The 24381-nt window shown below is 69.3% G+C and carries 29 protein-coding genes; 12 read left to right on the top strand and 17 right to left on the bottom strand.

The annotated features are described in order from the left end of the window. Positions 1-15 precede the first annotated feature (15 nt). Entirely contained in the window at positions 16-144 is a 129-nt protein-coding gene (locus OHS71_RS41430) for a hypothetical protein (RefSeq protein WP_443047120.1), read from the bottom strand. 563 nt (positions 145-707) lie between these two features. Between OHS71_RS41430 and OHS71_RS34335 the strand changes: the two genes are divergently transcribed. Continuing rightward, positions 708-1478 carry a hypothetical protein gene (locus OHS71_RS34335; RefSeq protein ID WP_328483197.1) on the top strand — a complete coding sequence of 257 codons (771 nt, stop codon included), beginning with the start codon at positions 708-710 and terminating at the stop codon, positions 1476-1478. Between the two features lie 7 nt (positions 1479-1485). Here OHS71_RS34335 and OHS71_RS34330 read toward each other — a convergent pair whose 3' ends face one another. Next, a complete protein-coding gene (locus OHS71_RS34330) occupies positions 1486-2505 on the bottom strand; it encodes a GDP-mannose 4,6-dehydratase (protein WP_328483196.1) in 1020 nt (339 codons plus the stop codon). 114 nt (positions 2506-2619) lie between these two features. Here OHS71_RS34330 and OHS71_RS34325 point away from each other — a divergent pair, with 114 nt between their 5' ends. The 4 genes from OHS71_RS34325 to OHS71_RS34310 all read left to right on the top strand — a co-directional run bounded on the left by OHS71_RS34325 (position 2620) and on the right by OHS71_RS34310 (position 4855). Next, a complete protein-coding gene (locus OHS71_RS34325) occupies positions 2620-2805 on the top strand; it encodes a hypothetical protein (protein WP_328483195.1) in 186 nt (61 codons plus the stop codon). A gap of 65 nt (positions 2806-2870) precedes the next feature. Then, a complete protein-coding gene (locus tag OHS71_RS34320; RefSeq protein ID WP_328483194.1) occupies positions 2871-3119 on the top strand; it encodes a DUF3885 domain-containing protein in 249 nt (82 codons plus the stop codon). Between the two features lie 135 nt (positions 3120-3254). Beyond that, the gene (locus OHS71_RS34315) at positions 3255-3848 is read left to right on the top strand and encodes a DUF4291 domain-containing protein (RefSeq protein ID WP_328483193.1); all 594 of its coding nucleotides are present in this window, start codon (positions 3255-3257) and stop codon (positions 3846-3848) included. A 260-nt stretch (positions 3849-4108) separates the two neighbouring features. Continuing rightward, positions 4109-4855, top strand: coding sequence for a hypothetical protein (locus OHS71_RS34310; RefSeq protein WP_328483192.1), 747 nt, complete (start codon positions 4109-4111; stop codon positions 4853-4855). A gap of 146 nt (positions 4856-5001) precedes the next feature. Here the strand turns inward: OHS71_RS34310 and OHS71_RS34305 are convergent, their stop codons facing one another. From OHS71_RS34305 to OHS71_RS34290, 4 genes are all read right to left on the bottom strand, one after another. Next, complete coding sequence (locus OHS71_RS34305; RefSeq protein ID WP_328483191.1) at positions 5002-6288, bottom strand: ATP-binding protein; 1287 nt, start codon at positions 6286-6288, stop codon at positions 5002-5004. A 251-nt stretch (positions 6289-6539) separates the two neighbouring features. Beyond that, positions 6540-6824 (bottom strand): hypothetical protein, encoded by a 285-nt coding sequence (locus OHS71_RS34300; RefSeq protein WP_328483190.1) that lies wholly within the window; start codon positions 6822-6824, stop codon positions 6540-6542. A gap of 281 nt (positions 6825-7105) precedes the next feature. Continuing rightward, positions 7106-7762: a hypothetical protein gene (locus tag OHS71_RS34295; protein WP_443047119.1), complete on the bottom strand. Its 657-nt coding sequence runs from the start codon at positions 7760-7762 to the stop codon at positions 7106-7108. A 63-nt stretch (positions 7763-7825) separates the two neighbouring features. Further along, a complete protein-coding gene (locus OHS71_RS34290) occupies positions 7826-7981 on the bottom strand; it encodes a DUF4291 family protein (RefSeq protein WP_328484738.1) in 156 nt (51 codons plus the stop codon). A 221-nt stretch (positions 7982-8202) separates the two neighbouring features. Here OHS71_RS34290 and OHS71_RS34285 point away from each other — a divergent pair, with 221 nt between their 5' ends. Both OHS71_RS34285 and lnt read left to right on the top strand, forming a co-directional pair. Beyond that, positions 8203-8670 carry a nuclear transport factor 2 family protein gene (locus tag OHS71_RS34285; protein WP_328483189.1) on the top strand — a complete coding sequence of 156 codons (468 nt, stop codon included), beginning with the start codon at positions 8203-8205 and terminating at the stop codon, positions 8668-8670. Positions 8671-8775: 105 nt separating this feature from the next. Then, entirely contained in the window at positions 8776-10347 is a 1572-nt protein-coding gene (lnt, locus tag OHS71_RS34280) for an apolipoprotein N-acyltransferase (protein ID WP_328483188.1), read from the top strand. On the opposite strand, the gene OHS71_RS34275 is transcribed toward lnt, so the two are convergent. Then, positions 10265-11176: a Gfo/Idh/MocA family protein gene (locus tag OHS71_RS34275; RefSeq protein ID WP_328483187.1), complete on the bottom strand. Its 912-nt coding sequence runs from the start codon at positions 11174-11176 to the stop codon at positions 10265-10267. The genes lnt and OHS71_RS34275 overlap by 83 nt on opposite strands. 184 nt (positions 11177-11360) lie before the next feature. On the opposite strand from OHS71_RS34275, the gene OHS71_RS34270 reads away from it, so the two are divergent. Beyond that, entirely contained in the window at positions 11361-11873 is a 513-nt protein-coding gene (locus OHS71_RS34270) for a DinB family protein (protein ID WP_328483186.1), read from the top strand. Between the two features lie 111 nt (positions 11874-11984). Continuing rightward, entirely contained in the window at positions 11985-12467 is a 483-nt protein-coding gene (locus OHS71_RS34265; RefSeq protein ID WP_328483185.1) for a hypothetical protein, read from the top strand. A 65-nt stretch (positions 12468-12532) separates the two neighbouring features. Here the strand turns inward: OHS71_RS34265 and OHS71_RS34260 are convergent, their stop codons facing one another. The 7 genes from OHS71_RS34260 to OHS71_RS34230 form a co-directional block, all read right to left on the bottom strand. Continuing rightward, complete coding sequence (locus OHS71_RS34260; protein ID WP_328483184.1) at positions 12533-13045, bottom strand: hypothetical protein; 513 nt, start codon at positions 13043-13045, stop codon at positions 12533-12535. A gap of 124 nt (positions 13046-13169) precedes the next feature. Next, complete coding sequence (gene ung / locus OHS71_RS34255; protein WP_328483183.1) at positions 13170-13862, bottom strand: uracil-DNA glycosylase; 693 nt, start codon at positions 13860-13862, stop codon at positions 13170-13172. A 91-nt stretch (positions 13863-13953) separates the two neighbouring features. Beyond that, positions 13954-15537 (bottom strand): ABC transporter substrate-binding protein, encoded by a 1584-nt coding sequence (locus OHS71_RS34250; protein WP_328483182.1) that lies wholly within the window; start codon positions 15535-15537, stop codon positions 13954-13956. Between the two features lie 206 nt (positions 15538-15743). Further along, positions 15744-16505 carry an SDR family oxidoreductase gene (locus OHS71_RS34245; RefSeq protein WP_328483181.1) on the bottom strand — a complete coding sequence of 254 codons (762 nt, stop codon included), beginning with the start codon at positions 16503-16505 and terminating at the stop codon, positions 15744-15746. A gap of 41 nt (positions 16506-16546) precedes the next feature. After that, positions 16547-17308: a 3-oxoacyl-ACP reductase FabG gene (gene fabG, locus OHS71_RS34240; protein ID WP_328483180.1), complete on the bottom strand. Its 762-nt coding sequence runs from the start codon at positions 17306-17308 to the stop codon at positions 16547-16549. 132 nt (positions 17309-17440) lie between these two features. Further along, on the bottom strand, positions 17441-17857 hold the full coding sequence (locus OHS71_RS34235; RefSeq protein WP_328483179.1) for a DUF3037 domain-containing protein: 417 nt from the start codon (positions 17855-17857) through the stop codon (positions 17441-17443). Beyond that, the gene (locus OHS71_RS34230; RefSeq protein WP_328483178.1) at positions 17854-18609 is read right to left on the bottom strand and encodes a HipA family kinase; all 756 of its coding nucleotides are present in this window, start codon (positions 18607-18609) and stop codon (positions 17854-17856) included. The genes OHS71_RS34235 and OHS71_RS34230 overlap by 4 nt, the downstream gene beginning before the upstream one ends. Positions 18610-18800: 191 nt before the next feature. Between OHS71_RS34230 and OHS71_RS34225 the strand changes: the two genes are divergently transcribed. Next, the gene (locus tag OHS71_RS34225) at positions 18801-19304 is read left to right on the top strand and encodes a Rieske (2Fe-2S) protein (protein WP_328483177.1); all 504 of its coding nucleotides are present in this window, start codon (positions 18801-18803) and stop codon (positions 19302-19304) included. Here the strand turns inward: OHS71_RS34225 and OHS71_RS34220 are convergent. Then, positions 19291-19953, bottom strand: coding sequence for a cysteine hydrolase (locus OHS71_RS34220; RefSeq protein ID WP_328483176.1), 663 nt, complete (start codon positions 19951-19953; stop codon positions 19291-19293). The two genes, OHS71_RS34225 and OHS71_RS34220, sit on opposite strands and share 14 nt — an antisense overlap. A 135-nt stretch (positions 19954-20088) precedes the next feature. Here OHS71_RS34220 and OHS71_RS34215 point away from each other — a divergent pair, with 135 nt between their 5' ends. Then, positions 20089-20556 carry a pyridoxamine 5'-phosphate oxidase family protein gene (locus OHS71_RS34215; RefSeq protein ID WP_328483175.1) on the top strand — a complete coding sequence of 156 codons (468 nt, stop codon included), beginning with the start codon at positions 20089-20091 and terminating at the stop codon, positions 20554-20556. Positions 20557-20786: 230 nt separating this feature from the next. On the opposite strand, the gene OHS71_RS34210 is transcribed toward OHS71_RS34215, so the two are convergent. After that, a complete protein-coding gene (locus OHS71_RS34210; protein WP_328483174.1) occupies positions 20787-21689 on the bottom strand; it encodes a LysR family transcriptional regulator in 903 nt (300 codons plus the stop codon). A gap of 74 nt (positions 21690-21763) precedes the next feature. Here OHS71_RS34210 and OHS71_RS34205 point away from each other — a divergent pair, with 74 nt between their 5' ends. Beyond that, complete coding sequence (locus OHS71_RS34205; RefSeq protein WP_328483173.1) at positions 21764-22696, top strand: DMT family transporter; 933 nt, start codon at positions 21764-21766, stop codon at positions 22694-22696. A gap of 325 nt (positions 22697-23021) precedes the next feature. Here the strand turns inward: OHS71_RS34205 and OHS71_RS34200 are convergent, their stop codons facing one another. Beyond that, complete coding sequence (locus tag OHS71_RS34200) at positions 23022-24353, bottom strand: aminotransferase class I/II-fold pyridoxal phosphate-dependent enzyme (protein ID WP_328483172.1); 1332 nt, start codon at positions 24351-24353, stop codon at positions 23022-23024. Between the last annotated feature and the right edge of the window lie 28 nt (positions 24354-24381).

Raw genomic sequence — 24381 nt, 5'->3', positions numbered from 1 at the left:
CGAGCTCGCCCGCACCTACCGCCGCAGACGCGCCACCGTCCCCTCCACCACCGGATACGGCCGCTCCTGCGGCAACAGCGCGGCCGCGCGGCCGAGTTCACCGGCCCGCACCTGCGCGTGCACCTCTCTCGCCAGCGGGTTCACGCCCTCGATCCCGACGATCCACTCGTCGGCGTCCGCACGGTCGCCTCGCCCGCGAGCCCAGCTGAAGAGACCGGTGCGGATGGGCGTTCAGGTGCAGGTTCCGCTCCGCGTCCCTCTGCACCCGCGCCGGCGCCCGCTTCAACGGCCGCTTCCAGTCCGCTCGTAGACGTGATAGGGCCTACATCTGCCGCGACCCCCTCATCAGCCCAGTACCGGAGCAGTAGCGAGGCGGCTGTCTGCTCTCCCACGACCGGGCCACGCGCTGCGCCGGCCTGCCTCGCCCGGTCAGCGCGGTGACGGCCCCATGTTCGCCCCGGTGCTCTCATCCGGAGTACTGGGTCGCGCAACGGCCCAGCTTTGACGGACGGTCAAGAGCGACATTCACGCCCTACCTGGCCGCTCACACCCTAAGATGTAGCGGGACCAGAGCGTCAGACGATATGAGCCTGCAACCCTCTTGAATTCCATTTCAGCCGGGTTGGATCACTTGGGAATCCGGTGATCTCAATCCGACTCACGCGGTTCCACCGACCAGGCCTCTCGGTTATACGGACAGGTGATTCATGGCAGGGCCCGTCACCGACTTGTCAATCAATCTGCTCGCCACAGGTCTCGGCGCCGCAATGGCACACAGTGCCCAGCGCGCGAGGACGAAGATACGGAAGCAGGCTACGAGAAAAAGGATCGGCGACTTTTTCGGCAGGGCGGGTGAAAAGATTCTCGTGGTCCATTCGTCCATCTACGACGAGCCGGAACGCGCGTACAACTACCCGGCCACCGACACTCGGTCGGCACGTATTCTTGCCCAGTTCTTCGAAGAGTCCAATCTCCGAGAAGGGCTGGACTTCACCATCGTCCCGGACCGCGGAGTCGTATCGGAATCCCTGCTCCGCGAGAATAACGTGGTGGCATTGTGTGGTCCCGCCCGCAACTCATGCTACCGGAGATTGGTTTCAACTCCGTCCTCCATGAGATACGACATGGCAGAAAACCCCAATCCCGGTGGACGAGGGAATTTACTCAGGGACAATCTGCGAAATACGAGGATCTACTCCTCTCGACAAGAGGCCGCCGAGCGCGGAGTCGCCGAGGATTCACACTTCGACTACGGCCTGGTTGCATCATTGCCGAACCTTCGAAACCCTTCGAAGAGGCTGGTGCTACTGGCGGGAATTCATGGCAGCGGGACTGTTGCCGCCGCCCAATTCGTCGCCAATTCCGAAAATCTAGGGCTGTTGAGTCACAGGCAGCAAGCCGGCGTCATCTGTGAGGTTTTGCACGTCAAATATCTGGAAGAAGATCCCGAGACGCCGATCGACGTCAGGCTGGCGTAGCTCTGGCTTAATGCGTGCGAGAAGAATTCGGAATCATACCCGTATCTCGAGAGATCGCCAGGCTATTTTCAGGGCCGATTTCAGCCAGCAGCATCTCTCGCACGAGTTCGGCGAAAGAAATCTTGGGCTGCCATGCCAGCTTCCGATAGGCTTCCGCAGCGTCGCCGCACAAGTCAGGTGGGTCAGACGGCCGGAAAAGTTCCTGATCCGATACGACGTAATCACGCCAGTTTTCACCGATCAGCGCAAACCCGCCGGCCACAAACTCTTCGACACTGCGGCTTTTCCCCGTGGCGACAACAAACTCTTCCGGGTGCTCCTGCTGCAACATCAGCCACATTGCCTCAACATATTCCTTGGCGTGACCCCAGTCACGCCTTGCAGCAAGATTCCCCAGCCGCAATTCCGTGCTGTCACCAGATACTATCTTTGCGATTCCACGTGTGATCTTCCTACTGACGAACTCTTCACGCCGAAGAGGGGACTCGTGATTGAACAAGATTCCCGCACAGGCGTAGCAAGAGTACCTCTGTCGAAATTCGATCAAAAACTCATGAGCTTCAAGCTTGGCCTCGGCATACGGACTCAGCGGATTGAAATTACTGTGCTCCGTCTGCGGAGTCGGTGAGTCGCCAAACATTTCCGAGGTGGACGCCTGGAAAATTCTGGCTACCGGATGGATCTCCAGCGAAATCTCAAGCAGACCTTTGATCGCCAGTGCAGTGTCAGCCGTGACCTTTGGCTGTTGAAATGAGACCCCGACATGACTTTGCGCCGCAAGGTTATAGATTTCATCCGGCTTGCTGGAAAGAATCAGGTGAGTCATGAAGTCTCGATCGCGCACATCGCCGAGTTCGAGAAGAACTCGCGACCGATGAGGATTGTCGGCCAGCCTCAGCCGAAGCTGTTGCATCCGTACTGAATGATTGTCGAAACCGACAATCGAGTACCCCTTGGACAACAGGAGCTCAGTCAGGTAGGAGCCATCTTGACCAGCGATTCCGGTAATAAGAGCCACTTGCTTCACGTTCTCATCGCCTATCAGGTGTCAAGCATTGGACCGAACCGCGAGGTCAATACTAGCCCCTCAATTGGTCCTGACTCCTACTGCGCGCGGCGCCAGGCGAATATCGAAGAGACCGTGAACGTCGTGCGAGAGGACCATGACCAGGTCACGGCCGTTCTCGGGGTGCGACGCGAAGCCGATCCCTGGCGCACGAGCGGCACGAACCGCTCGTTCACGAGACGTGCCGCCTCCGCCGAATCGGTCACCCCTTCGTACCGCCGGACTGCTGCGTACATCCCCGAGCTCGTCACGACGTTCTGAGTTCGTCCTCTGCGGAGACGTCTGCTGAGACGTCGTACCCCTGCGACGGCTGTGTGGCTCATGAGGTGTCCGGCAATCACCACACACGTCTGTACGCCGACCGCGGTCAGTGGAACCGTGGCTGCCTCGACGGACTGTTGCGAGCCGTCGCGGACGATGCGCTCGCCGAAGTCTTCATCGCCGACACGGAACTGCGGCGCATCCACCATCCCTACGACGGCGGCGCAGACGCCATCCTTGCCACGGCCGCAGAGCGTGACCATGTGCGTCACCGACACACAGACTGGCTTTCAAGCCACCCGGTCGGCCTCTGAGAACCGCAGTGGTGTGCACAGCCTCGAGACGGGTCCACCCTATGAAATCGACGCTGCCGACGCGATCGCCTGGGTACTGCCACCCAGGGCAAAAATCGGTGGTCACCTGAGCTGACCGGGCCCACGCTGTGTGTCATGGAAGAACCGCTCCGCAGAATCCGTGCGCTCCACACGGCGTCCACGATCACCGTCTACCAGGCGTACTCCCCTGAGATCGGACTGCCCGCCATCCGAGACGGCCGCTTTCCGGCCGCGTGGAGGCCTGACCGCATGACGTGGATCAAGCCCAGTTTCACGTGGATGATGTACCGCTCCGGCTGGGGCATGAAGGACGGTCAGGAGACTGTTCTCGCCGTCGAGATCACTCGCGACGGCTTCGACTGGGCGCTGCGCCATGCCTGCCTGTCGAATTACGTCCGCGGACTGCATCCCGATCGCGAGACCTGGCAGCGTGACCTCAAGCGCGCGCCGACCCGCGTCCAGTGGGATCCCGAACGCGATGTGCACCTGCGCCCCCTGCCGCACCGCTCGCTGCAACTGGGGCTCTCTGGTGAGGCATCGGCACGTTACGCGGACGAGTGGATCGTGTCCATCAGTGACGTGACCCCGCTCGCCAACGAGATCCACGCACTCGTCAGGGACGGCGAACTGGACTCAGCTGCACGCCTGCTCCCCCAGGAACAGGAGTACCCCGCCAGTGCAGAACTCCTGGCTCACCTGTGTCCCTGACCGGCACTCCGGGCACAACCGCCGCCACCACGGGTCACACGGCGGCAAAGCCCTGTGAACGCGGCTTGATGATCCAAGTCAAGGCGCGTTCACAGACCTTTTCCGGGACAGCGCTACTCGCATCGTCCCTCAGCCCCAAAACCCGTTCCGCCTCCCGAGCTGACGATCTACTCTGCTGCTTGATGCTTTGAGCCGGGTGGAGGGCTCGGGCGGTACTTCTGAGCCGGCGGGCACTTGCGCGCGCTCGTACAGTCAAACGGGTGGGGATGAGAGTGGTTCGCCAATCACGGGTCGGCATTGCTATTGCCATGCTCATGACCTTCTTTGTGCTCTCCGCATGTGCGTCGGGGCAGGGCTCCCGGGCAGGCGCAGCGTCGGAAGAGACCAAGACGGCCGGCGCAGAGGACAAGCCGTTGGGCAAGGCGGACCTGGAGCGGGTAGCGATCACGGACACGGATCTCGACGGCTACGAGGTCGAACAGACCCTGGCTGCTCCCGCGGCGTCTCACAGGACGGCGGATCCTGCCGAATGCGCGCCCGTCGTTCAGGCAACGGGGGGAAGCAGCGGCTTCACAGCCACCGCGCGCATCGGCCGGATGATGTCCCCGAAGGAGCACAGCCCCGGAACAACCATGATCCTTGCGTCACACGGCGCCGGGGATGCCGCTCGGGTGATCGACGCACTCCGCACGGCCGCCAAACGATGCAAGACCTTCTTGGACGTCGGAGTGGGCTTTCGGTACGACGAGGTCGTACTCCAGGCCGACCCCGGCTACGGCGATGAATCCGTGTCCCTACGGCTCACACAGCTCGCGGCGTTCAGCGAGGACGACGAGCCCGTCCGAGTTCCCTACGCCGTGGTGGCCGTTCGGCAAAGGGCGACGGTCGCCATGTTCTACGCGTTCAACCGCCCCGGAGGGGCAAGGGCCAAGGGGCCGGCTGTCGTACCGGAAGAGATCATCAGGACACAGCTGGACAAGCTCAGCAAGCCGGCGACTTCCAAGTGATCGTAGGCACGTACCGGCTTGAGGTCCGCAGGGAACGACGGTGAGACCCACGTCAAGCCGTGTCCACAGACCTTGTCACCTGCACGGAGGCAACGATCGTCTCACCTGTGCGGACCGGAGACCTGGACTGAGCGGCAGCACCGGTCTCAGAGGCGACTGTACTTCTCGATGTCCTCGGTGAACTCCTTGATCGCCTGTGCGGTGAGCGTCGGCCGGGTGTCGGCGATGGCGGTCATGAAGTCATCGGTGGTGGCCGGTCGGCCCTTTCGCTGTGCGACCTCGCGCTCGAACGCCGCCTGCGCGCCCTTGCGGGCTGCGAATTCGATGTCGGCCGGGGTGAACAACTCGCTGGCCTCGACCAGTTGCATGAGGTCCACCGAGTCACCGGCGGCCCTGAGATAGCGGGCCCAGATCGCCGCGCGGGCGGTCGGATCAGGTGGGCCGATGGGAATGACGTAGTCGAACCGGCCCGGCCTCAAGAAAGCCGGGTCGAGAGAGCGCACGGAGTTGGTGGCACAGGCCAGCAGCCGTGCGTCGTGTTCGCGGAAGACAGGGATCAGTTTGAGCAACTCGTTGGTCACCCCATGTCCCGGATCGACAGCTTTCCCGGACCGCACGCCGGCGATCTCCTCGACCTCGTCGATGAAGAGCAGCACCGAGTCGAGTTCCGCCAGGTCCGCGAAGACCTCCCGCAGCGCTGTGCCCAGCCCCTCACTCGTGTCGGCCGCGAGCCGGGAGGGGAAGAGTTCCACGAACGGCCAGCCGAGCCGGGAGGCGACCGCCTTGGCGAAGCTGGTCTTCCCGGTGCCGGGAGGACCGAACAGGATGATTGCCTTCGGAGGGACGACCCCGTACCGGTCGGCCAGCGCAGGCTCCGTCAGCGGAAGCACGACCCGGCGCTCGATGACCTGTTTCTCCCGCTCCATGCCGGCCATGGCGTCCCACAGTCCCCCGAGCAGCATCCGGCCGCCCAGTGACGCGAGGACTTCGGCGTTGGGGGCTCCGGGTGGTTCGAGCTTCTCGTAGTAGGTCAGGCCGTCGCGGGACTGGTAGCCGGAGTTCTCCAGAGCCTTCGTGCCGGCGACGTGGGCGGGCAGCAGCGCGCTGAGGTGGCGCACGCCCAGGGACCGCAGGCGCCGTTCGAGCTCGGCGAGGAGAGCACTGCCGATCCCGCGCTCGCGCCAGCGGGAGGCGAGTGCCACCAGGAGGATCCACCCCCGCTGGCCATAGGCCTGCGCCACGGCCATGCCCACCAGTTCGTCGCCGACCACCGCGACCACTGCCGTCGGACCGGCCTTGGCCGCGGCCATCACCTCGGAGACCGGAAACACCCGGTCCTCGTCCGTCTCACGGCTCTGGTCCCAGATCTCGATGGCCTGGTCAAGATCGTCATCGTGGTAGTCGCGCAGATGCCATGGGGGCACCGCTATCACCTCACCTACCGCGGCGAACCCTCATTATCCCTTGCGGGGGTGGTGAGTGCCGAGCGCAGCAGACTCCTCGCATCTCATCACCCAAGTGTCCCAGTGAGGTGAATGCCTCCCGTCTGCCAGGTCAAGCCGTGTTCACAGCCCTCTTGCTGCCGATGGCACTTCGAGGGATCAACGCTGAGGAGGGCGACGATGTGGGCACGGCAGGCCGGTACAGCCTTGGAGACCATCTCACGTGGCTGGTCCGAACGCTGTCATGCGGAAGCCACCACCTCGCCGGCCATGACCTCGGGAGGGTTGGGAAGCAGTGACGCCAGGTTGTCCCGCACGAAGTCCGCAGCCCTCGAGATCGATTCTTCGGCACCGGCCTGGTCCTGGAAGACGCTGGTGGAGACCATCACTCCCTCCCCGGTATCGAGCCAGTAGTAGGCCACGAAGCCGGAGACCTGGCGCATGAGCGGCACGAACCCCTCGTTCACGAGACGTGCCGCCTCGGCCGAATCGGTCACCCCTTCGTACCGCCGGACTGCTGCGTACATCCCCAAGCTCCTCACGCCATCTGGGTTCGGTCCTCTGCTGAGACGTCGTACCCCTGCGACGGCTGTCTGGCTCACAGGGTGTCCGCCAATCACCTGAAGGGTCGCCTTGGGTGATCCGAACGGCGGCCGCCGGCCAGGACGCAAGGCCCTGCGCAGGTGCGCCACGAGACAGCCTCGACGTGGAGCAGAGCAGCCTCGGTCGACACCTTCCCCTGCCATTGAGGACGTGACATGAAGGGCTCTGGGAAGGTGACGCTCGCGATGAGTTGAGCCCGGTTCGGTCAGGCTTCAGCACCACTGCGGCTGTGGCTGGTCCGGCGGGTCCACAGGGACAGATCACTGCTCGTCGCTACGGCAAGCGTCTGCCCGGAGGGCGAGAAACCGACAGCTCGGAGCTCGGAGTAGTTGGAGTGGAAGATGTGCCACCATCGCTCACCATATGGACCGGAGTGGGGCAGTCCGCTGCCACGGGAGAGCAGGACACGCTCGTTGGGCCAGGCCGGGGCGACGACTTCCAGAGCCCAACTGCCCGCGGTAGTGGTGTGCAGTCCTCCTCCGAAGAGCCCGGCGATGCGCACTCTGCTTCCGGCGACCGGTCCCAAGCCAGGGCACGACAGATCGGCGTCAGCGTCAGGGGTGCTGTCCTCGGGGGCGGGGTCACGGTCCCGGGCGATCTTCTCTCCCGTGACGGCGTCGAAGAGGCCGTGACCGTCGTGCGAGACGACCATCACCAAGTCGTGTCCGGTGTCCGGATGCGACACGAAACCGATCCCGAGCAGCCCGCCGACAGGAGCGTAGGCGATGCGCTGCCAGGGCTCGGGCGCCGGCACAACGGGGGCCGCGAGGAGCCTTTTACGCATCGCCTGCTGGTACGCGGAAAGCTCCGGCCCACAGTCTGGCTGCTCGACCAGGGATTCCTTCTTCGTCCGCTTCCTCACGCAGCCATGATCCATCCTTCGGCGGGCACACCCAAGCGAGTTGATGCAGGCCAGGGATCAGGGTCATGTCCCTGAAGGCTGCGAACGCGCCTTGATGATCCACGTCATGCGCTCCCGGCTCCACGCCGGCGGGAGGTGGCCGTCGCGGGCTGCCGCGTTGCCGATCTCCGGGCGGTAGGCCTGGTCGACGGTGGTGGAGTCGGTGTGGGCGGCGCGTATGCGGAACCTGGGTTCCTGTTCGGCTCGTGGGGGTTATGGGGCCCTCGGCGGGTGCGGACCGTCGAGTCGGGCGTGCGCTGGTTCCACGTCACGTTCGGGCCGTTCACCGCAACAGCCTGACGGCCCCCGCGTCCGCTCGTGCACCGAATTGACCCGCCGATGCCGGATCGATCCCCGCACAGACCTTGGCTGGACAGCTCGCGTGCCCAACACTCGGGCCCATGACGCAGCGTGTGGAACTCGCCGCCGTGCTGGACCGGTTGGCCGTGGACGGCTTGATCACCGACTACGCCGTGGCGGTCGACGACGGTGACTGGACGGCGTACCGGGAACTGTTCACGTCGGACGGGCGAGCGGACTACCGCTCCGCCGGTGGTATCGAGGGGGAGGCCGGGAACGTCGCCTCGTGGCTCGCGGAGAGCATGCGGGTGTTCGCCATGCGGCAGCACCTCATCGTCAACCGCCGGGTGAGCTTCGGGGTCCTGGAGCAGGACACGGGCGACACGGCGCGGGTGCAGGCCGACTACGTCAATCCGATGCGGCTGGCGGCCGGCCAGGACGACGCGGAGGCCGGTGCGCCGGACTTCGTGTGCGGCGGCCGGTACTCCTTCGGTCTGCTGCGGACGGACGACGGATGGCGGGTGCGGGACGTGGTCGTCCGGGAGAAGTGGCGGCGTATGCCCGGCTGAGCCCGGAGCGCTCCCGGGGGAACCGACCGGGCCGGAACGCGCCCTGTCGGAGATCGTCCGAGACGCGCACACTGAAGACTCCCATCGCGGGTAGGGAGGTGCCGTATGAAGACGTTCGGCCTCTGGCTCACCTCCCCCTGGCGGCGTACGGCCGTCGCGGCCCTGGCGGGCGCGCTGCCCGTGCTCGCGTTCCCCGCGCCGGCCCTGTGGTGGTGGGCCTACCTGTCGCTCGTCCCGTGGATCCTGCTGATCCGCTCCGCGCCGACCGGGAGACGGGCCGCCCACGACGGCTGGGGCGGCGGTTTCGGATTCATGCTGGCCATGCACCACTGGCTGCTGCCGAGTCTGCATGTCTTCACCCTCGTCATAGCCGCGCTGCTGGGCGCCCTGTGGGCTCCGTGGGCGTGGCTGGTCCGCCGGTTTCTCGCCGAGGAGGTGATCCCCACCCGTGGGCGGATGTCCGCCGCTCTGCTGGTGCTGCCCTCGGGCTGGCTGGTGATCGAGCTCGTCCGCTCCTGGCAGGGGCTCGGGGGTCCGTGGGGCATGCTCGGCGCGAGTCAGTGGCAGGTGGAGCCCGCGTTGCGGCTCGCCTCCGTCGGCGGGGTGTGGCTGCTCAGTCTCCTGGTGGTGGCGGTCAACGTCGCGGTCGCCGTCCTGGTCTGCGTGCCGGCGTCCAGGGCGCCGGCCGTCGCCGGTCTCGTCGCCACCGCCGCGACCGCCTCGGCCGCGTGGGTGTGGGCGCCCCGCCCCGATCCCGACGGGCAGACCCGCATCGCCGTCGTACAGGCGGGGGTGATCGATGGGCCCGACCGGCGCTTCGATCGCGAGGAACAGCTGACCCGGCGTCTGATCGGGCAGGACGTGGACCTGATCGTCTGGGGCGAGAGCAGCGTCGGCTACGACCTCGCCGAGCGGCCGGATCTGGCCCGGCGTACAGCGGAGTTGGCCCGCGTCACCGGCGCGGACATCCTCGTGAACGTCGACGCGCGCCGCTCCGACCGGCCCGGCATCTACAAGAGCTCCATCCTCGTCGGTCCGGGCGGCCCGACCGGCGACCGCTACGACAAGATGCGGCTGGTGCCGTTCGGCGAGTACATACCGGCCCGTTCGCTGCTCGGCTGGGCGACCTCCGTCGGCAAGGCGGCGGGCGAGGACCGGCGGCGCGGCACGGGGCAGGTCGTGATGAACGCGGGGCCCGGGCTGCGCATCGGGCCGATGGTGTGCTTCGAGACGGCGTTCCCGGACATGAGCCGGCACCTCGCCGAGGACGGCGCGGACGTGCTGGTCGCCCAGTCGTCGACCTCGTCCTTCCAGCAGAGCTGGGCGCCCGCGCAGCACGCCTCGCTGGGCGCGCTGCGCGCCGCGGAGACCGGGCGGCCGTTCGTCCACTCCACCCTCACCGGCGTCTCGGCCGTGTACGACGCGAGCGGCCGGCGCGTCGGCTCGTGGCTGGGCACGGACGCGAGCACGACGGCCGTCTACGACGTTCCGCTGGCCGACGGCGTCACCCCGTATGTCCGCTACGGCGACTGGCCGGTCCAGCTGGCCCTGCTGGTGCTCGCGGCCCTCGGACTGACGGAGGGGGCGCGGGCGGTCAGGTCGCGGCGGACCGCTCCCGCACCGCTCGTACCACGCGCTCGCACAGTTCGTGAGTCGCCAGCGCGTCCCGGGCGCTGAGCACCTTGCCGGCGCGCACGGCGTCCAGGAAGGCGAGGACCGCCTGCTCGATGCCGCGCTGCCGGGCGACCGGCACCCAGTCGCCGCGCCGCCGCACCGTCGGCTGCCCCTTGTGATCGATCACCTCGGCGAGGTTGACGACCTGACGCTTGGTGTCCTGCCCGGACACCTCGAGGATCTCCTCGTTCGAACCGCTGAGCCGGTTCATCACGCCGAGCGCGGTGAAGCCGTCCCCGGCGAGCTGGAGGACGACATGGTGCAGCAGTCCGTCCTCGACCCGGGCGCGCACGGTGACGTCGTCGACCGGACCCGGGGCCAGGAAACGCAGGGTGTCGACGACGTGGATGAAGTCGTCGAGGATCATCGTGCGCGGTTCCTCGGGCAGCCCGACCCGGTTCTTCTGCATGAGGATCAGCTCGCGCGGATGGTCGGCGCACTGCGCGTAGCCGGGCGCGAGGCGCCGGTTGAAGCCGACGGCGAGGGACACGTTCCGTGCCTCGGCGAGCGCGACGAGGCGTTCGGAGTCGGCGAGTTCGTAGGCGAGGGGCTTGTCCACGTACGTCGGGACGCCCGCCTCCAGCAGCCGGGAGACGATCTCGGGGTGGGCGCCGGTGGGCGCGTGGACGAAGGCCGCGTCGAGTCCGGCGGCCAGCAGCGCGCCGAGGTCGTGGTGGCGCTGTCCGCGGGGCAGGTGAAGACCGCCGGCGACCCGGTCCAGGGTTGCCGGGGTGCGGGTCTGGAGGTGCAGCTCGACCCCGGGCAGTGCGCCGAGCACCGGCAGATACGCCTTCTGCGCGATGTCGCCGAGTCCGATGCAGCCGACCTTCACGGGCGCTCCCTCATTGCCGGTCCCCTTGACCGTCCCGCGACCCGGCCACGGCCCGAACCCACCGCTCGGCCCACCGTCCGGCCCACTGTGTACGGCAGCATACGGGTCCTTTCCCGGCCGGTCGCCGCCGGTCCGTGAGGAAATCCCGTGGTGTGGCGGGGCCTGTCGGAGCCACCATGCGGGGATGACGACGCAGCGCACCCGACCCGCCCCGAACGCCGACGAACGCGCCATGCTGGAAGGCTGGCTGGACCGCCACCGGCAGACCCTGGCGTGGAAGTGCGAGGGGCTCACGGACGCGCAGCTGCGCACCGCCTCGGTGCCGCCGTCCCCGCTGTCCCTGCTGGGCCTGGTGCGGCACATGGCGGAGGTGGAGCGCAGCTGGTTCCGCAGGGTGCTCGCCGACGACGGGGCCGGCCCGCTCCACTACAGCGACGAGAACCCTGATGGCGAGTTCCACCTCACCGAGCAGGACACCGGGGCGGAGGCCCTCGCCACCTGGCACACCGAGATCGAGGTCGCCCGGCGGTACGCGGCGGGGTTCGGACTGGCCGAGTTCTCCCGGGGGCGGAGCAGGTTCACGGACGAGGCGTTCAGCCTGCGATGGATCTACACCCACATGATCGAGGAGTACGCCCGGCACAACGGCCACGCCGACCTGATCCGTGAGCGCATCGACGGTTCCACCGGGGAGTGACGTCAGCGCGGGCGGGCCCGCTCCCCCGTACGGGGTGCGAGATCACCCGTGCGGGGCAACCTCCGGCTCTCCGCTGTCGCCCGGGCGTCCCGAACCACCAGAGTTGCGCGGGTGCATCGAACGACGACTACCGCAGCGCTCCTGGTCACCGTGGCCGTCTGGGCCCTCACCGGATGCGTGACCACCACGCAGCGCCCGGTCGCCCCCGGACCTGCCGTGACGCCGTCCCGGCCGTCCGTGCCGCGACCGGGCGGCCGGGCCGAGGTGCAGGTCGTGCAGGCGCCGGCCCGTGAGGCGCTGGAGATGGTCGGGCCGTCCCGGAAACCGGAACCGATCGCGTCGGCGCAGCGGCGTCGGACGGCGGCCGTGCCGGGGAGCGGCGGGGCCGGACAGCCGCCGTCGTCCCGTTCCCGTCCGCACGTCCGGCCGCACACCCGTCCCGCCCGGCCGCACTCACGGCCTCGTGTGGAGATCCCGGACGTGGAGGCGGAGGTGCGCAGGAACGCGGATGTGTGCGCCCTCGGCAAAAAGTACGGCGGATGGCAGGGTGACAGTCCGGAAGCGGCGATCTGCGAGCAGGCCTACGGCCGGTGAGGTCAGCTCCCGGTGCCCCGCCTGCTGCTTCCCTCGCTACGCCTGTTGGCCGCTCCCGCCGCCCCTCACCACTCCCGTTCCCACTCGCCGGGCCCCTCCCACTCCCCCTCGCCGTCATCCTCTCCGGCGCCGGGTCCCAGCCTCAGTTCCATTCTGCTGATCGCCGCCCGTACGCCGTCCCCGTAGCTGTCGTCCCGCAGTGCGACGGCCGCCGTGCGGGCCCTGCGCACATGGGTGCGGGCGGCCTCGGCGCGGCCGAGCTTGACGTAGTCCGCCGCCAGGTTGAGGTGCAGGGACGGATAGAGCGCCCGGACCTCGAGCGAGCCGGCGTGTTCCTCGGCGGCGGTGAGCGCGCGCAGGTCCCACGCCAGTTCGTCCGAGGGGTCGTCGTGGGTGTCGGCCAGGTAGTGGGCGAGGGTGCAGCGGTGCAGCGGTGCGCCGTCCGCGCCGATCTCCGTCCACAGGTCGAGGAGTCTGCGCCGGGCTTCCTCGCGGTCTCCCCCGTGGTGCAGCATCACGACCTGCCCGATCCGCGTCAGCAGGGCGTCCGTTACCGTCTGCCCCTGTCGCTCCGCCACCCTCGGCCTCCTTGCGTCGTTGCGTCGACGCTAGCCGCAGGCATCCGCAATACCGGTCAGGCGGCACCGTGCCGGTCCGCGGAGGAACCGGCCCGGCGGCAGGCCCCCGTGTTGTCGGGGCCGGTCAGACCTGGTCGGCCAGGTTCGGGATGGTCCAGTCGATGGGCTCGTGGCCCTGCCGCGCCACCGCCTCGTCGATCTGGGTGAAGGGGCGGGACCCGAAGAACTTCTTGGCCGACAGCGGTGAGGGGTGGGCGCCCTTGACGACGATGTGCCGGGTCTCGTCGATCAGCGGGAGCTTCTTCTGCGCGTAGTTGCCCCAGAGCACGAAGACGGCCGGGTCGGGCCGGTCGGCCACCGCGCGGATCACCGCGTCCGTGAACTTCTCCCAGCCCTTGCCCTTGTGCGAGTTCGCCTCGCCGGAGCGGACCGTGAGGACCGCGTTGAGCAGCAGGACGCCCTGCTGCGCCCACGGCATCAGATAGCCGTTGTCGGGAATCGGCGTGCCCAGCTCCGCGTGCATCTCCTTGTAGATGTTCCTCAGGGACGGCGGGATCTTCACTCCCGGCCGTACCGAGAAGCACAGGCCGTGTCCCTGGCCCTCGCCGTGGTACGGGTCCTGGCCGAGGACGAGCACCTTCACCCGCTCGTACGGCGTCGCGTCGAGCGCGGCGAAGACCTCCTCGCGCGGGGGGTAGACGGGACCCGCCGCCCGCTCCTCCTCGACGAACTCCGTCAGCTCCTTGAAGTAGGGCTGCTGGAGCTCGTCGCCCAGAACCCCGCGCCAGGACTCGGGCAGCATGGCGATGTCGGTCACGTCAACGTCCTTGCGTCGTGCGGTCACTTGCCGAGCACAGAACCTACAGGCGACCACTGACAACCGGTCCCGGGACCGGTCGGCCGAGGGCCTACCAGCTGGTCTTGCGCGTCAGCTCCCACACCATCATGATCGTCGACGGGTCCAGGGACCGCTCTCCGCCCGAGACGTCCTCGGAGGAGGCCAGGTACTGCTTGCCCTGCCACAGCGGCAGCAGCCGGGCGTCGTCGACGAGGATCTGCTGGGCCTCCTTGAAGTCCGCCACCACGTTGGCGCGGTCGCTCTCCCCGCGGGAGCGCGGCAGCAGCACCTGCGTGATCTCCTTCGCCGGGTAGGGCGTGCCGAGCGCGTTCTGAGCGCCGACGAAGGGCGCGACGAAGTTGTCCGGGTCGGGGAAGTCCGGGGCCCAGCCGCGCCCGAACACCGGGTACTCGCCGTTCTCGTAGCCGAGCACGTAGGTGTTCCAGGGGCGGCTCTTGAGCGTGACCTTGAACAGGCCCGAGGCGTCCAGCTGCCGCTTGAGCTCCTTGAACTCCAGGGCGGTGTCGGAGCCGTAGCGGTCGGTGGTGTACCAGAGGGTGAGCGGGACGGTCTCGGTGATCCCCGCCTTGGTGAGGATCGTGCGCGCCTTGGCGGTGTCGGGGTTGCCGAAGGAGTCGAAGAAGCCGGTGGTGTGGCCGGTCAGACCGGACGGCACCATGGAGTACAGCGGCTCGACGGTGTCCTTGTAGATGTTGTGGGCGATCGCGGCCCGGTCCACGACCTGGGCCACGGCCCGGCGCACGGCGAGCTTGTCGGACCACGGGTCCTTGGGGTTGAACACCAGGTAGTTGATGTTGCTGCCGGCGCCCTCGATGAGCTGGAGGCCCTTGTTGGCGGCGCTCTTGCCGTCCAGGTCGACGATGTCGTCGGCGGCGAGACCCTGGTAGGTGATGTCGATGTCGTGGGAGCGCAGGGCCTTGACCATCGTGCCGGAGTCCTGGAAGTAGCGGATGGTCACCGCGTCGTTCTTGCGGTCGGCGAAGCCCTTGTAGTTGTCGTTGCGGACGAGTACGGACTTCTTGCCCTCTTCGTACGACTGGAGCCGGTACGGCCCGGAGCCGACGATGCCGCTCTCCTTGCGCAGGGCCTTCGCGGAGTAGTCGTCGGGGTCGACGATGGACATACCCGGGGTGGCGAGCACGAACGGGAAGGTGGCGTCGGCTTCCTTGAGGTGGAAGAGCACCTGGTTGTCGCCCTTGGCCTCGACCGTGTCCAGGCTGCCCAGGAGTCCGTTCGGGCCGGTGGGCGCGTTGATCGTCCTGATGCGGTCGATCGAGTACTTCACGGCCTCGGCGTCCAGCTTGTCCCCGTTGGAGAACTTGAGCCCGTCGCGGAGCTCGCACTTGTAGGTGCGGCTCGTGGCGTCCGTGAAGGAGCAGGACTTGGCGGCGTCCGGCTGGGGACTCGTCGCTCCGTTGGGGTAGCTCAGCAACGTCTGGTAGATGTTGCGGAACAGTTCCCAGGAGCCGTCCCAGGCGGCGGCGGGGTCCAGCGTGCTGGGAGCACTGGTGGTGCCCACGACGATGGGTCCGGCGTCGTCGGAGCTCTCCTCTCCCAGGAGGCTGCATCCGGCCACCAGGGATATGGACACGATCGCCGCCATCTGCTGCAAGGATCGGTTCCGGTTGAACACGCGCACGCTCCTCGATCTGCCATGCCAAGGGTTGGCAGACCATACCGCAGCCCCGCGCGGCGTGAACCGGCGCCCCGGAAGCGTTCTTGATCACTTTTGCGATGACGACGTTGTCATCGCCGCGCGGACGCCCTGATGCCGGCGCGGGCGCTGCTTCCGTCAGGAAACAGCGCCCGCGCCGGCATCGATTTCAGGCCACGGTGAGATCAGCCGACGCCGGCGTTGAGGAAGATGCCGCCGTCGACGACCAGCGTCTGGCCGGTGATCCAGTCCGACTGCTCCGAGGTCAGGAAGGCGGCGGTGCCGCCGATGTCGGAGGGCACGCCGAGCCGGGCGAGCGGGTAGGCGGCGGCCGCCTCCGCCTCGCGGCCCTCGTACAGGGCCTCGGCGAACTTCGTCTTCACCACGGCCGGGGCGATCGCGTTGACCCGCACGCGCGGCGCGAACTCGTGCGCCAGCTGCTGGGTGAGGTTGATCATCGCGGCCTTGCTGACGCCGTACGCGCCGATGAAGGGCGAGGCGGAGAGCCCCGCGACGGAGGCGATGTTGACGATCGCGCCGCCGTTGTCCTTCTGCCAGGCGTGCCAGGTCCGCTGCGCGAAGCCGAGCGCGGAGACCACGTTGGTCTCGAAGACCTTGCGGGCCACGTCCAGGTCGAGGTCGGCGATCGGCCCGAAGACCGGGTTGGTCCCGGCGTTGTTGACCAGGAAGTCGACGCGCCCGAAGGCCTCCATGGTGCGTTCGACGGCGGCGGCCTGGTGCGCCAGGTCGTGCGCCTTGCCGGCGACGCCGATGACGCGGTCGGCGCCCAGCTGCTCGACGGCCTCCTTGAGCGCGTCCTCGTTGCGGCCGGTGATGCAGACCCGGTCGCCGCGGGCGACGAGGGCCTCGGCGACGCCGTAACCGATACCGCGGCTGGCGCCCGTGACGAGGGCGACCTTGCCGGAGAGTGCGGGCAGTTCAGTCATGTTCGTGATCCCCAGTGCTTCCTAGTGCTCCCTGGTGGCCTTTAGTCGAGCGGTCCGCCGGCGACGTACAGGATCTGACCGGAGACGAAGCCGGCGGCCTCGTTCGTGAAGAACGCGATCGCGTTGGCGATGTCGTCGGGCTCGCCGACGCGCGCGACGGGGATCTGGGTGGCGGCCGCGGCCTTGAACTCCTCGAAGCCCATGCCGACCCGGGCCGCGGTCGCGGCGGTCATGTCGGTGGCGATGAAGCCGGGGGCGACGGCGTTGGCGGTGATGCCGAACTTGCCCAGCTCGATGGCGAGGGTCTTGGTGAAGCCCTGGAGACCGGCCTTGGCGGCGGAGTAGTTGGCCTGGCCGCGGTTGCCGAGCGCCGAGGAGGACGACAGGTTGACGACCCGGCCGAAGCCGGCGTCGACCATGTGCTTCTGGACGGCCTTGGTCATCAGGAACGAGCCGCGCAGGTGCACGTTCAGGACCGTGTCCCAGTCGGAGGCGCTCATCTTGAACAGCAGGTTGTCGCGGAGCACACCCGCGTTGTTGACGAGGATCGTCGGCGCGCCGAGTTCCTGGACGACGCGGGCGATCGCGGCCTCGACCTGGGCCTCGTCGGAGACGTCGGCGCCGACGGCGATGGCCTTGCCGCCCGCCGCGGCGATCTTCTCGACGGTGTCCTTGCAGGCGGCCTCGTCGAGGTCGACGACCGCTACCGCGCGGCCCTCCGCGGCCAGCCGTACGGCGGTGGCGGCTCCGATGCCGCGGGCCGCGCCCGTGACCACGGCGACCCGCTGCTCAGTGGTGGACATTGCTGGTTCTCCTCGCCCTTGAGAAAATCTCGATGCGCCCGAGTGGTGAGCGACCGCTTAGTACCTTCGGCAGACGTGACGCTAGAAGCCCTGGCACCCGGTGTCAACGCCACACGGCGCGGGTGTGATCCATTACCTCACCAGCAGTTCCAGCAGCCGCTCCGTCTCGGCCGCCGGATCGGTGGTGAGCCCCGTGTGCACAGGACCCGGTTGGACGATCGTCGAACGGGGCGCGATCAGCCAGCGGAAGCGCCGTCCGGCGTCGTCGTGCGCCGCCTGGCCGGCCGCCACGCCGCCCGCGCACACGCCCTCGACGGCCCGCAGGGCAGCCCGCACACCGGCCAGATCGGCGGCCGGATCCAGCGCCAGCAGCCTCGCCTCGTCGAGGTGGGTGCGGGCGCCGACGTAGTCCTTGCCCCGGCAGTACACCAGCACGCCCGCGTTGATGCACTCCCCGCGCTCGACGCGCGGTACGACCCTCAGCAGGGCGTACTCGAAGACGTCCCGGTCGCCGCCCTGGCCCGGCCTGATGATGTGGCGCTCGGTCACTCGGTCCCCTCGATGCGGTCGTGGATGACGGCGGCGCGTGCGAGCAGGGGCGCCGCGTAAGCCCGCCTAAGGGCGTCCGGGGTGTCGAAGCCCGGCTCGTCCGCGAGCCAGACGTCGGGGATCTCGGCGGTGACCTCGGCGAGGAGTTCGGCGGTGACCAGGGGCGCCAGCTCCGCCGCCGCGGCTGCGACGTCCGGCCCGAACGGGGTGAGCGCGTGGTCGCGGGCGTCGTACGGACGGGCCGCGGACGTCTGCGCGGTGGGCCAGTTGTGCTGCCAGATCATGGTGGCGCCATGATCGACGAGCCACAGGCGGCCGCGGTGGAACAGCAGGTTGGGGTTGCGCCAGGACCGGTCGACGTTGTTCACGAGCGCGTCGAACCAGACGATCCGGCCGGCCTCCTCGGCGCTCACCGGGAAGGCGAGCGGGTCGAAGCCGAGGGCTCCGGAGAGGAAGTCCATGCCGAGGTTGGTGCCACCGCTGGACTTCATCAACTCCTGTACCTGCTGGTCGGGTTCACCGAGCCCGAGCACGATGTCGAGCTCCACGGTCACCAGGCGGGGCACCCGCAGGCCGAGCCTGCGGGCGAGTTCGCCGCACACGACCTCCGCGACGAGCGTCTTACGGCCCTGACCGGCGCCGGTGAACTTCATGACGTACATGCCGAGGTCGTCGGCCTCGACGAGTCCCGGCAGGGAGCCGCCCTCGCGCAAGGGTGTGACGAAGCGGGTCGCGGTGACTTCCTTGAGCATCGCCCCAGGCTACTGGGCCAGGAACGATGCGCGGCCGACAGCTCCGTGACAGCTCTGGCTTACGCCGCACTCATCTCGAACGGGTCAAGATCTCGACACTGTCCGGACCTGGCGCGGGCACTGAACGAGCGGCGCCCGCGGCCCGTACCTCTCGGCAGATCCACCCACCCCCCTGGAAGGGAACCTCCAGCATGACCAGCGCATCGATCAAGTCCGCGTCGGGGCCCGCCCGCCGTACCGTCGTGGCAGCCGCCGGAGCCGCGGGGCTCTCCGTCGCGCTGACCGCGTGCGGAGGCTCCGACGACGACTCGTCGAGCTCGTCCGCTTCGGCCGGCACCTCGGGTTCCACGGGTACCACGGGGGCCGCGAGCACCGGCGGCACGGGGGGCGGGGACGACTCGGCAGCTGGCGCCGCGCTCACCAAGACGGCCGACATCCCGGAGGGCGGTGGCAAGGTCTTCGACGCCGAGAAGGTGGTCGTCACGCAGCCGGCGGCGGGCACGTACAAGGCGTTCTCCGCCGTCTGCACCCACCAGGGCTGCGCGGTGAAGAGCATCTCCGACGGCGTGATCAACTGCCCGTGTCACAACAGCAACTTCTCGATCACCGACGGCAGCGTCAAGAGCGGTCCCGCCAAGAAGCCCCTGCCCGAGGTGGCGATCAAGGTCAGCGGCGACTCGATCACACTGGCCTGACGGCCGGTCCCGGCCGGGCGGTTCGGCGGAGGCAGCCGAGCACCTCGTCCGTGGTCGCGACCGTGGCGACCAACGCGAGGGTGTGGCGGATCATCGCGGGGGTGTAGTCGGCGGGCACCCCGGCGATGGCGTCCGACGGCACGACGACCGTGTAGCCCCGGTTGACGGCGTCGAAGACGGTGTTGGGGATCGCGACGTTGGCCGAGACCCCGGTCACCACCAGGGTGCGGCAGCCCAGGTTGCGCAGCAGGGCGTCGACGTCGGTGCCCTGGACGGGCGACAGTCCGTGCAGCCGCCGCACCACGAGGTCCTGCTCGGCGACCTCGATGGGGGGCGCGAGGCAGGTCGCGGCGGTGCCGGTGAGCTGCTGGACGGGGAGGCGCTCGGCCGCGCGGAACAGCCGGGCGTTGCGGTTGGCGCCCCGGCCGTCGGGGCGGCGCTCGGCCACGGCGTGCAGGACCTGGACGCGGCTCGCGTGGGCCGCAGCCACCAGCCGGGCCACGTTGGCGAGGGCTCCCGACTCCCTCGCCTCGCGGGCCAGCTGGGGCAGGGCGGCCTCGGGTCCGACGACGCCCTGCTGGCACTCCACCGTGATCAGGACGGTGCTCTCGGGGTCGAGGAGGGCGCTGAGCTGTTCGTACGACGGCATGACTCCCCCTGGGCGTCGGTGTGGAGCGGGCGACGGTAACCGCCATTGCGCGCAGAAGGAAGAAGACCCATGCTTTCCTGACGGATTTCCAGGGGAGCGGCACGTACCCAAAAATGAAGAGAATGAGGGGGCCGGATGACCGTCACACAGCGCCGGGGCCGGAAGATCATGATGTCGCCGGGTGAACTGGACGCGTTCCTCACCCTCCAGCGCACCTGCCGGGTCGCGACCGTGTCCACGGATGGCGCGCCGCACGTCAGCGCCCTGTGGTTCCTCTGGGACGGCACCTCGTTGTGGCTGTACTCCGTCGTGCGCAGCAAGCGCTGGGCGGACCTGAACCGTGACCCTCGGGTCGCGATCGTGATCGACACGGGCGAGGAGTACGACGCGCTGCGGGGCGTCGAGCTCTCCGGAGTCGTGGAGTTCGTGGGCGAGAGCCCGCGCACCGGCGAGCTGTGTGCCGAACTCGACGCGGTGGAGACGCTGTTCGCGCGCAAGAACTTCGGCCTGGACGCGATGCCGCACGACGGCCGGCACGCCTGGGTGCGGCTGACCCCGCAGAAGATCGTGTCCTGGGACTTCCGCAAACTGGGCGGCGCCTGAGCCGTCCGGCGCAGCACACGGCCGGGCACGCCGGCCGACGCGCGGGGCCCGGTCGACCGGCTGCGTGGAGAGCCGTTCGGGCGGCGCAGATGCCCTGGTGGGGCAGGCTGCGCGGAGAGCCGTGCCGGCATCGCCTCGAGCCGTCCGGCGCCGTGCGCGGAGGCGCCGGCGGACGGGTAAGGCCGTTCGGACTTGCGGGTGGAGCCGACCGTCCGTGCCCGTAGGGCCCGTCAGCCCAGGGACTCCCCCGCCGCTTTGAGTGCCGCGACCGCCGCCCGGATCGAAGGGCGGCGGTCGGCGTCCGCCCGCCAGACCACGTACACGTGCCGGCGCACCCGCTGCCGCAGGGGAACCGTCACAACGCCTTCGGGCACCGGGTGACGCCCGAGCAGCGGCGCGATGCACACGCCCAGTCCGGCGGCCACCAGCCCGAGCTGGGTGTGCGTCTCGGCAGCCCGGTGGCCGACGATCGGCTCGACGCCCCGCGAGCGCAGCGTGAACATCAGCCACTCGTGACAGAACTCGCCCTCGCCCCAGGTGATCCACTCGTCCTCGGCGAACTCCGCGAGGTCCACCTCGTCCCGGTCCGCGAGGGGGTGCGCGGCGGGCATCGCCACCTCGGCGGGATCGTCCAGGATGGGCGCCTTGACCAGGCCGTCCGGCACCGGCATCGGCTTGTTGTACCAGTCCAGGACGACGGCCAGGTCGAGGTCGCCGCGGACGACGCCGGCGATGCCGCGCTCCGGCTCCAGTTCGCACGAGCGCAGCCGCAGCCCGGGGTGCGCCTTGCGCAGCTCGGCGAGCGCGACGGGGAACAGCCCACGCGCCGCGGTCGGGAAGGCGGAGAGCCGGAGCTCCCCCACGACCTGCCCGCGCTGGGCCTCCAGGTCGGACTGGGCGAGCTCGACCTGCGAGAGGATCCGGGAGGCGTGGTCGGCGAGCAGCCGCCCCGCGTCCGTGAGCCGCACCCCTCGTCCGTGCTTGGCGAGCAGGCGCTGCCCTACCTCCCGTTCCAGCTTGGCCATCTGCTGCGAGACGGCCGAGGTGGTGATGTGCAGGCCCTGGGCGGCGCCGCTGACCGATCCGTGCCGGGCCAGGGCGTCGAGCGTGCGCAGGCGCTCCAGATTCAACATGTAAGCGATGCTACGAGGTATCGCTCGAAAATTCTCGATTGTGTGAGGAGTGCGCGTACAGCATCGTTAGGCTCATGACTGCTGTCACCGCCCCGGCCCGGACCTCCCCGCACGCTCCCGCTCGCCCCCGCCGCACCCTCGACTGGCGGCTCCGCTTCGGCGCGCTGTCGCTGATCTGGGGCTTCAGTTTCCTGCTCATCAAGGTCGGCACCGAGGGCTACGCACCCCTCCAGGTCACGCTGGGCAGGCTGGCGTTCGGTACGGCGATGCTCGCGGTCGCGATGACGGTGAAGCGTGAGCGGCTGCCGCGCGGGGCACGCACCTGGGCGCATCTGACGGTGGCCGCGTTCCTCCTCAACGCCCTGCCCTTCTCCCTCTTCGCCTACGCCGAGCTGACCATCCCGTCCACCCTGGCCGGCATATGCAACGCGACCTCGCCCCTGTGGGGCATGGCCCTGTCCCTGGTGGCCCTCTCCGAGGACCGGCCGACCCGGGTGCGCGTGGCCGGTCTGGGTCTCGGCTTCGCCGGCGTCCTGACGGTCCTGGGCGCCTGGCAGGGCTTCCACGGCCTCGACGCCCGGGGCACGGCCCTGGCCCTGCTGGCCTCGCTCAGCTACCCGGTCGGCTGGATCTACCTCCGACGCACCCTGGCGAACACCGGCTCCTCGGCCCTGTCGATGACCGGCGGACAGCTCCTGCTGGCCACGCTCCAACTGGCCGTGGTCACCCCCGTGTTCACTGACGTCCCGCATCACTTCCCGCTCGTTCCGCTGCTCGCGACGGCCGCGCTGGGCGCCCTCGGCACGGGCCTCGCGCTGCTGATCCAGTACGGCCTGGTCGCGGAGGTCGGCCCGACGACGGCCCAGATGGTCACCTACTTCATCCCGGTCATCGCGACGGCCGCGGGGGTCGCGATCCTGGGCGAGCCCTTGAGCTGGTCGACCCCGGTGGGCGCGGCGATCGTGCTGGCGGGTGCCGCCCTGACCCAGGCACGCGGCAGGAGATGACCCCGGCACGCGCCATGTCCCGACGCGGGTGCCGGGCGCGATGCCCCGCGGGGCGAACCCTCACCCGCGCCGCGGCGGCGGCGCGGGTGAGGGTTCGCCCCGCCCGCGCCGCCGCCGCCCGGCCGTTGCGCGCCAGGGCCATGACCCGAAGGGTTCACCGGCTCGTACGCCCGGCACGGCACCCCCCCCCAGCCTTCGGCCGGGGGTGCCCCCACGCCGCGTTGCCGCATCACCCGAGTACATCCGGTACGCGGGCGATGCTCCGCCGTGCGATGCACCGCACCGGACGCCGCGAGCCTCCCGGCAAACCCTTCCGGTCACGGCACTAGACATAGCCGCGCACGTCACCCACCCGAACCGCGGAAGCGACGGCGTCCGCCAAGGGGCCGACCTCCTCCCGGCCGAGCGTCGACACGGTGATCCTGATCCCGGGCGGAGCCTCGATGCGAAAGCGCGCCCCGGGGGCGACCGCCCACCCCGCCTGGAGCAGCCGGGCGACGGCGCCCGTCTCGTCCGGCACGGGGATCCACACGTTCATCCCGCTGCGGCCGTGGGCCGCGACCCCCCGCGCGGCCAGCGCGCCGATCAGCGCGTCCCGACGGCTCCCGTACGCCTCGGCGACCGCCCGCGGGTCCACCGCGCCGTCGGCCCACAGCCGCACCACCGCCCGCTGGGTGATCCGGCTGACCCATCCGGGTCCGAGCCGCTGCCGCCCGCGCACCCGGTCGAGGGTGAGGTCGTCCCCGGTGAGGACGGCGAACCGCAGGTCGGGTCCGTACGCCTTGGCGACCGAGCGCACGAAGGCCCAGTGCCGGGTGACCCCCGCGAGGGGGTGCAGGGGGAGGTCGACGATCCGATGGCCGTGGTCGTCCTCGACGAGCAGGGTCCGCGGGTGCTCCCGCAGCACGGCGCGCAGGGCACGCGCGCGTGCGGCGCTCACCGCCGCGCCGGTCGGGTTCTGCGCCCGGTCGGTGACGATCAGGGCGCGTGCCCCGGCCTCCAGAGCGCGCCGCACCTGCCCGGGCAGCGGCCCGTCGTCGTCGACGCCGACCGGCACCGGGCGCAGTCCGAGCGCCGGCACGAGGTCGAGCAGGGAGCCCCAGCCGGGATCCTCCACGGCCACGGTGTCGCCCGGCCGCACATGCGCGGCGAGGACGCGTTCGATCGCGTCCAGCGAACCGGAGGTGACGGCCACGGGCCCGGCCGGCACCCCGTCCGCGTCCAGGTCGGCACGGGCCAGCCGGGCCAGCTCGGGCTCCACCGGCGCGTGCCCGTACAGGACCGGCTCACGGTCGCCCTGGGCGGCGGCCCAGGCGAAGGCCGGCGCGAGCGGTGGCAGCAGGGCCGTGTCCGGATTGCCGGCGGCCGCGTCCCTCACCCCCTCCGACACCTCGACCCGCAGGAACTCCCGCCCGGTCGTGGCGGGCTTCGGCCGCACCCGGCTGCCCCGCCGGCCGTCGGTCTCGATCACCCCGCGCTCCCGCAGGGTGCGATAGGCGGCCGCGACCGTGTTGGGGTTCACCCCCAGCTCGGCCGCCAACTCCCGCATAGGAGGCAGTAGTTGCCCCGGAGCAAGTGCACCTGCGCTCACCGCCGCCTCGACGCTCGCGGAAATGTCCGCTGCACGTCGGCCTGTGATCCGATATTCTCCTAGCACAAAGCATATTATGCACTAGTGCAATGGA

Origin of the sequence: Streptomyces sp. NBC_00377 (genome assembly GCF_036075115.1) — a bacterium.
GTDB lineage: Bacteria > Actinomycetota > Actinomycetes > Streptomycetales > Streptomycetaceae > Streptomyces.
Note: the sequence above shows the minus strand (reverse complement) of the source record. Positions and strands in the feature narration are given on the sequence as shown.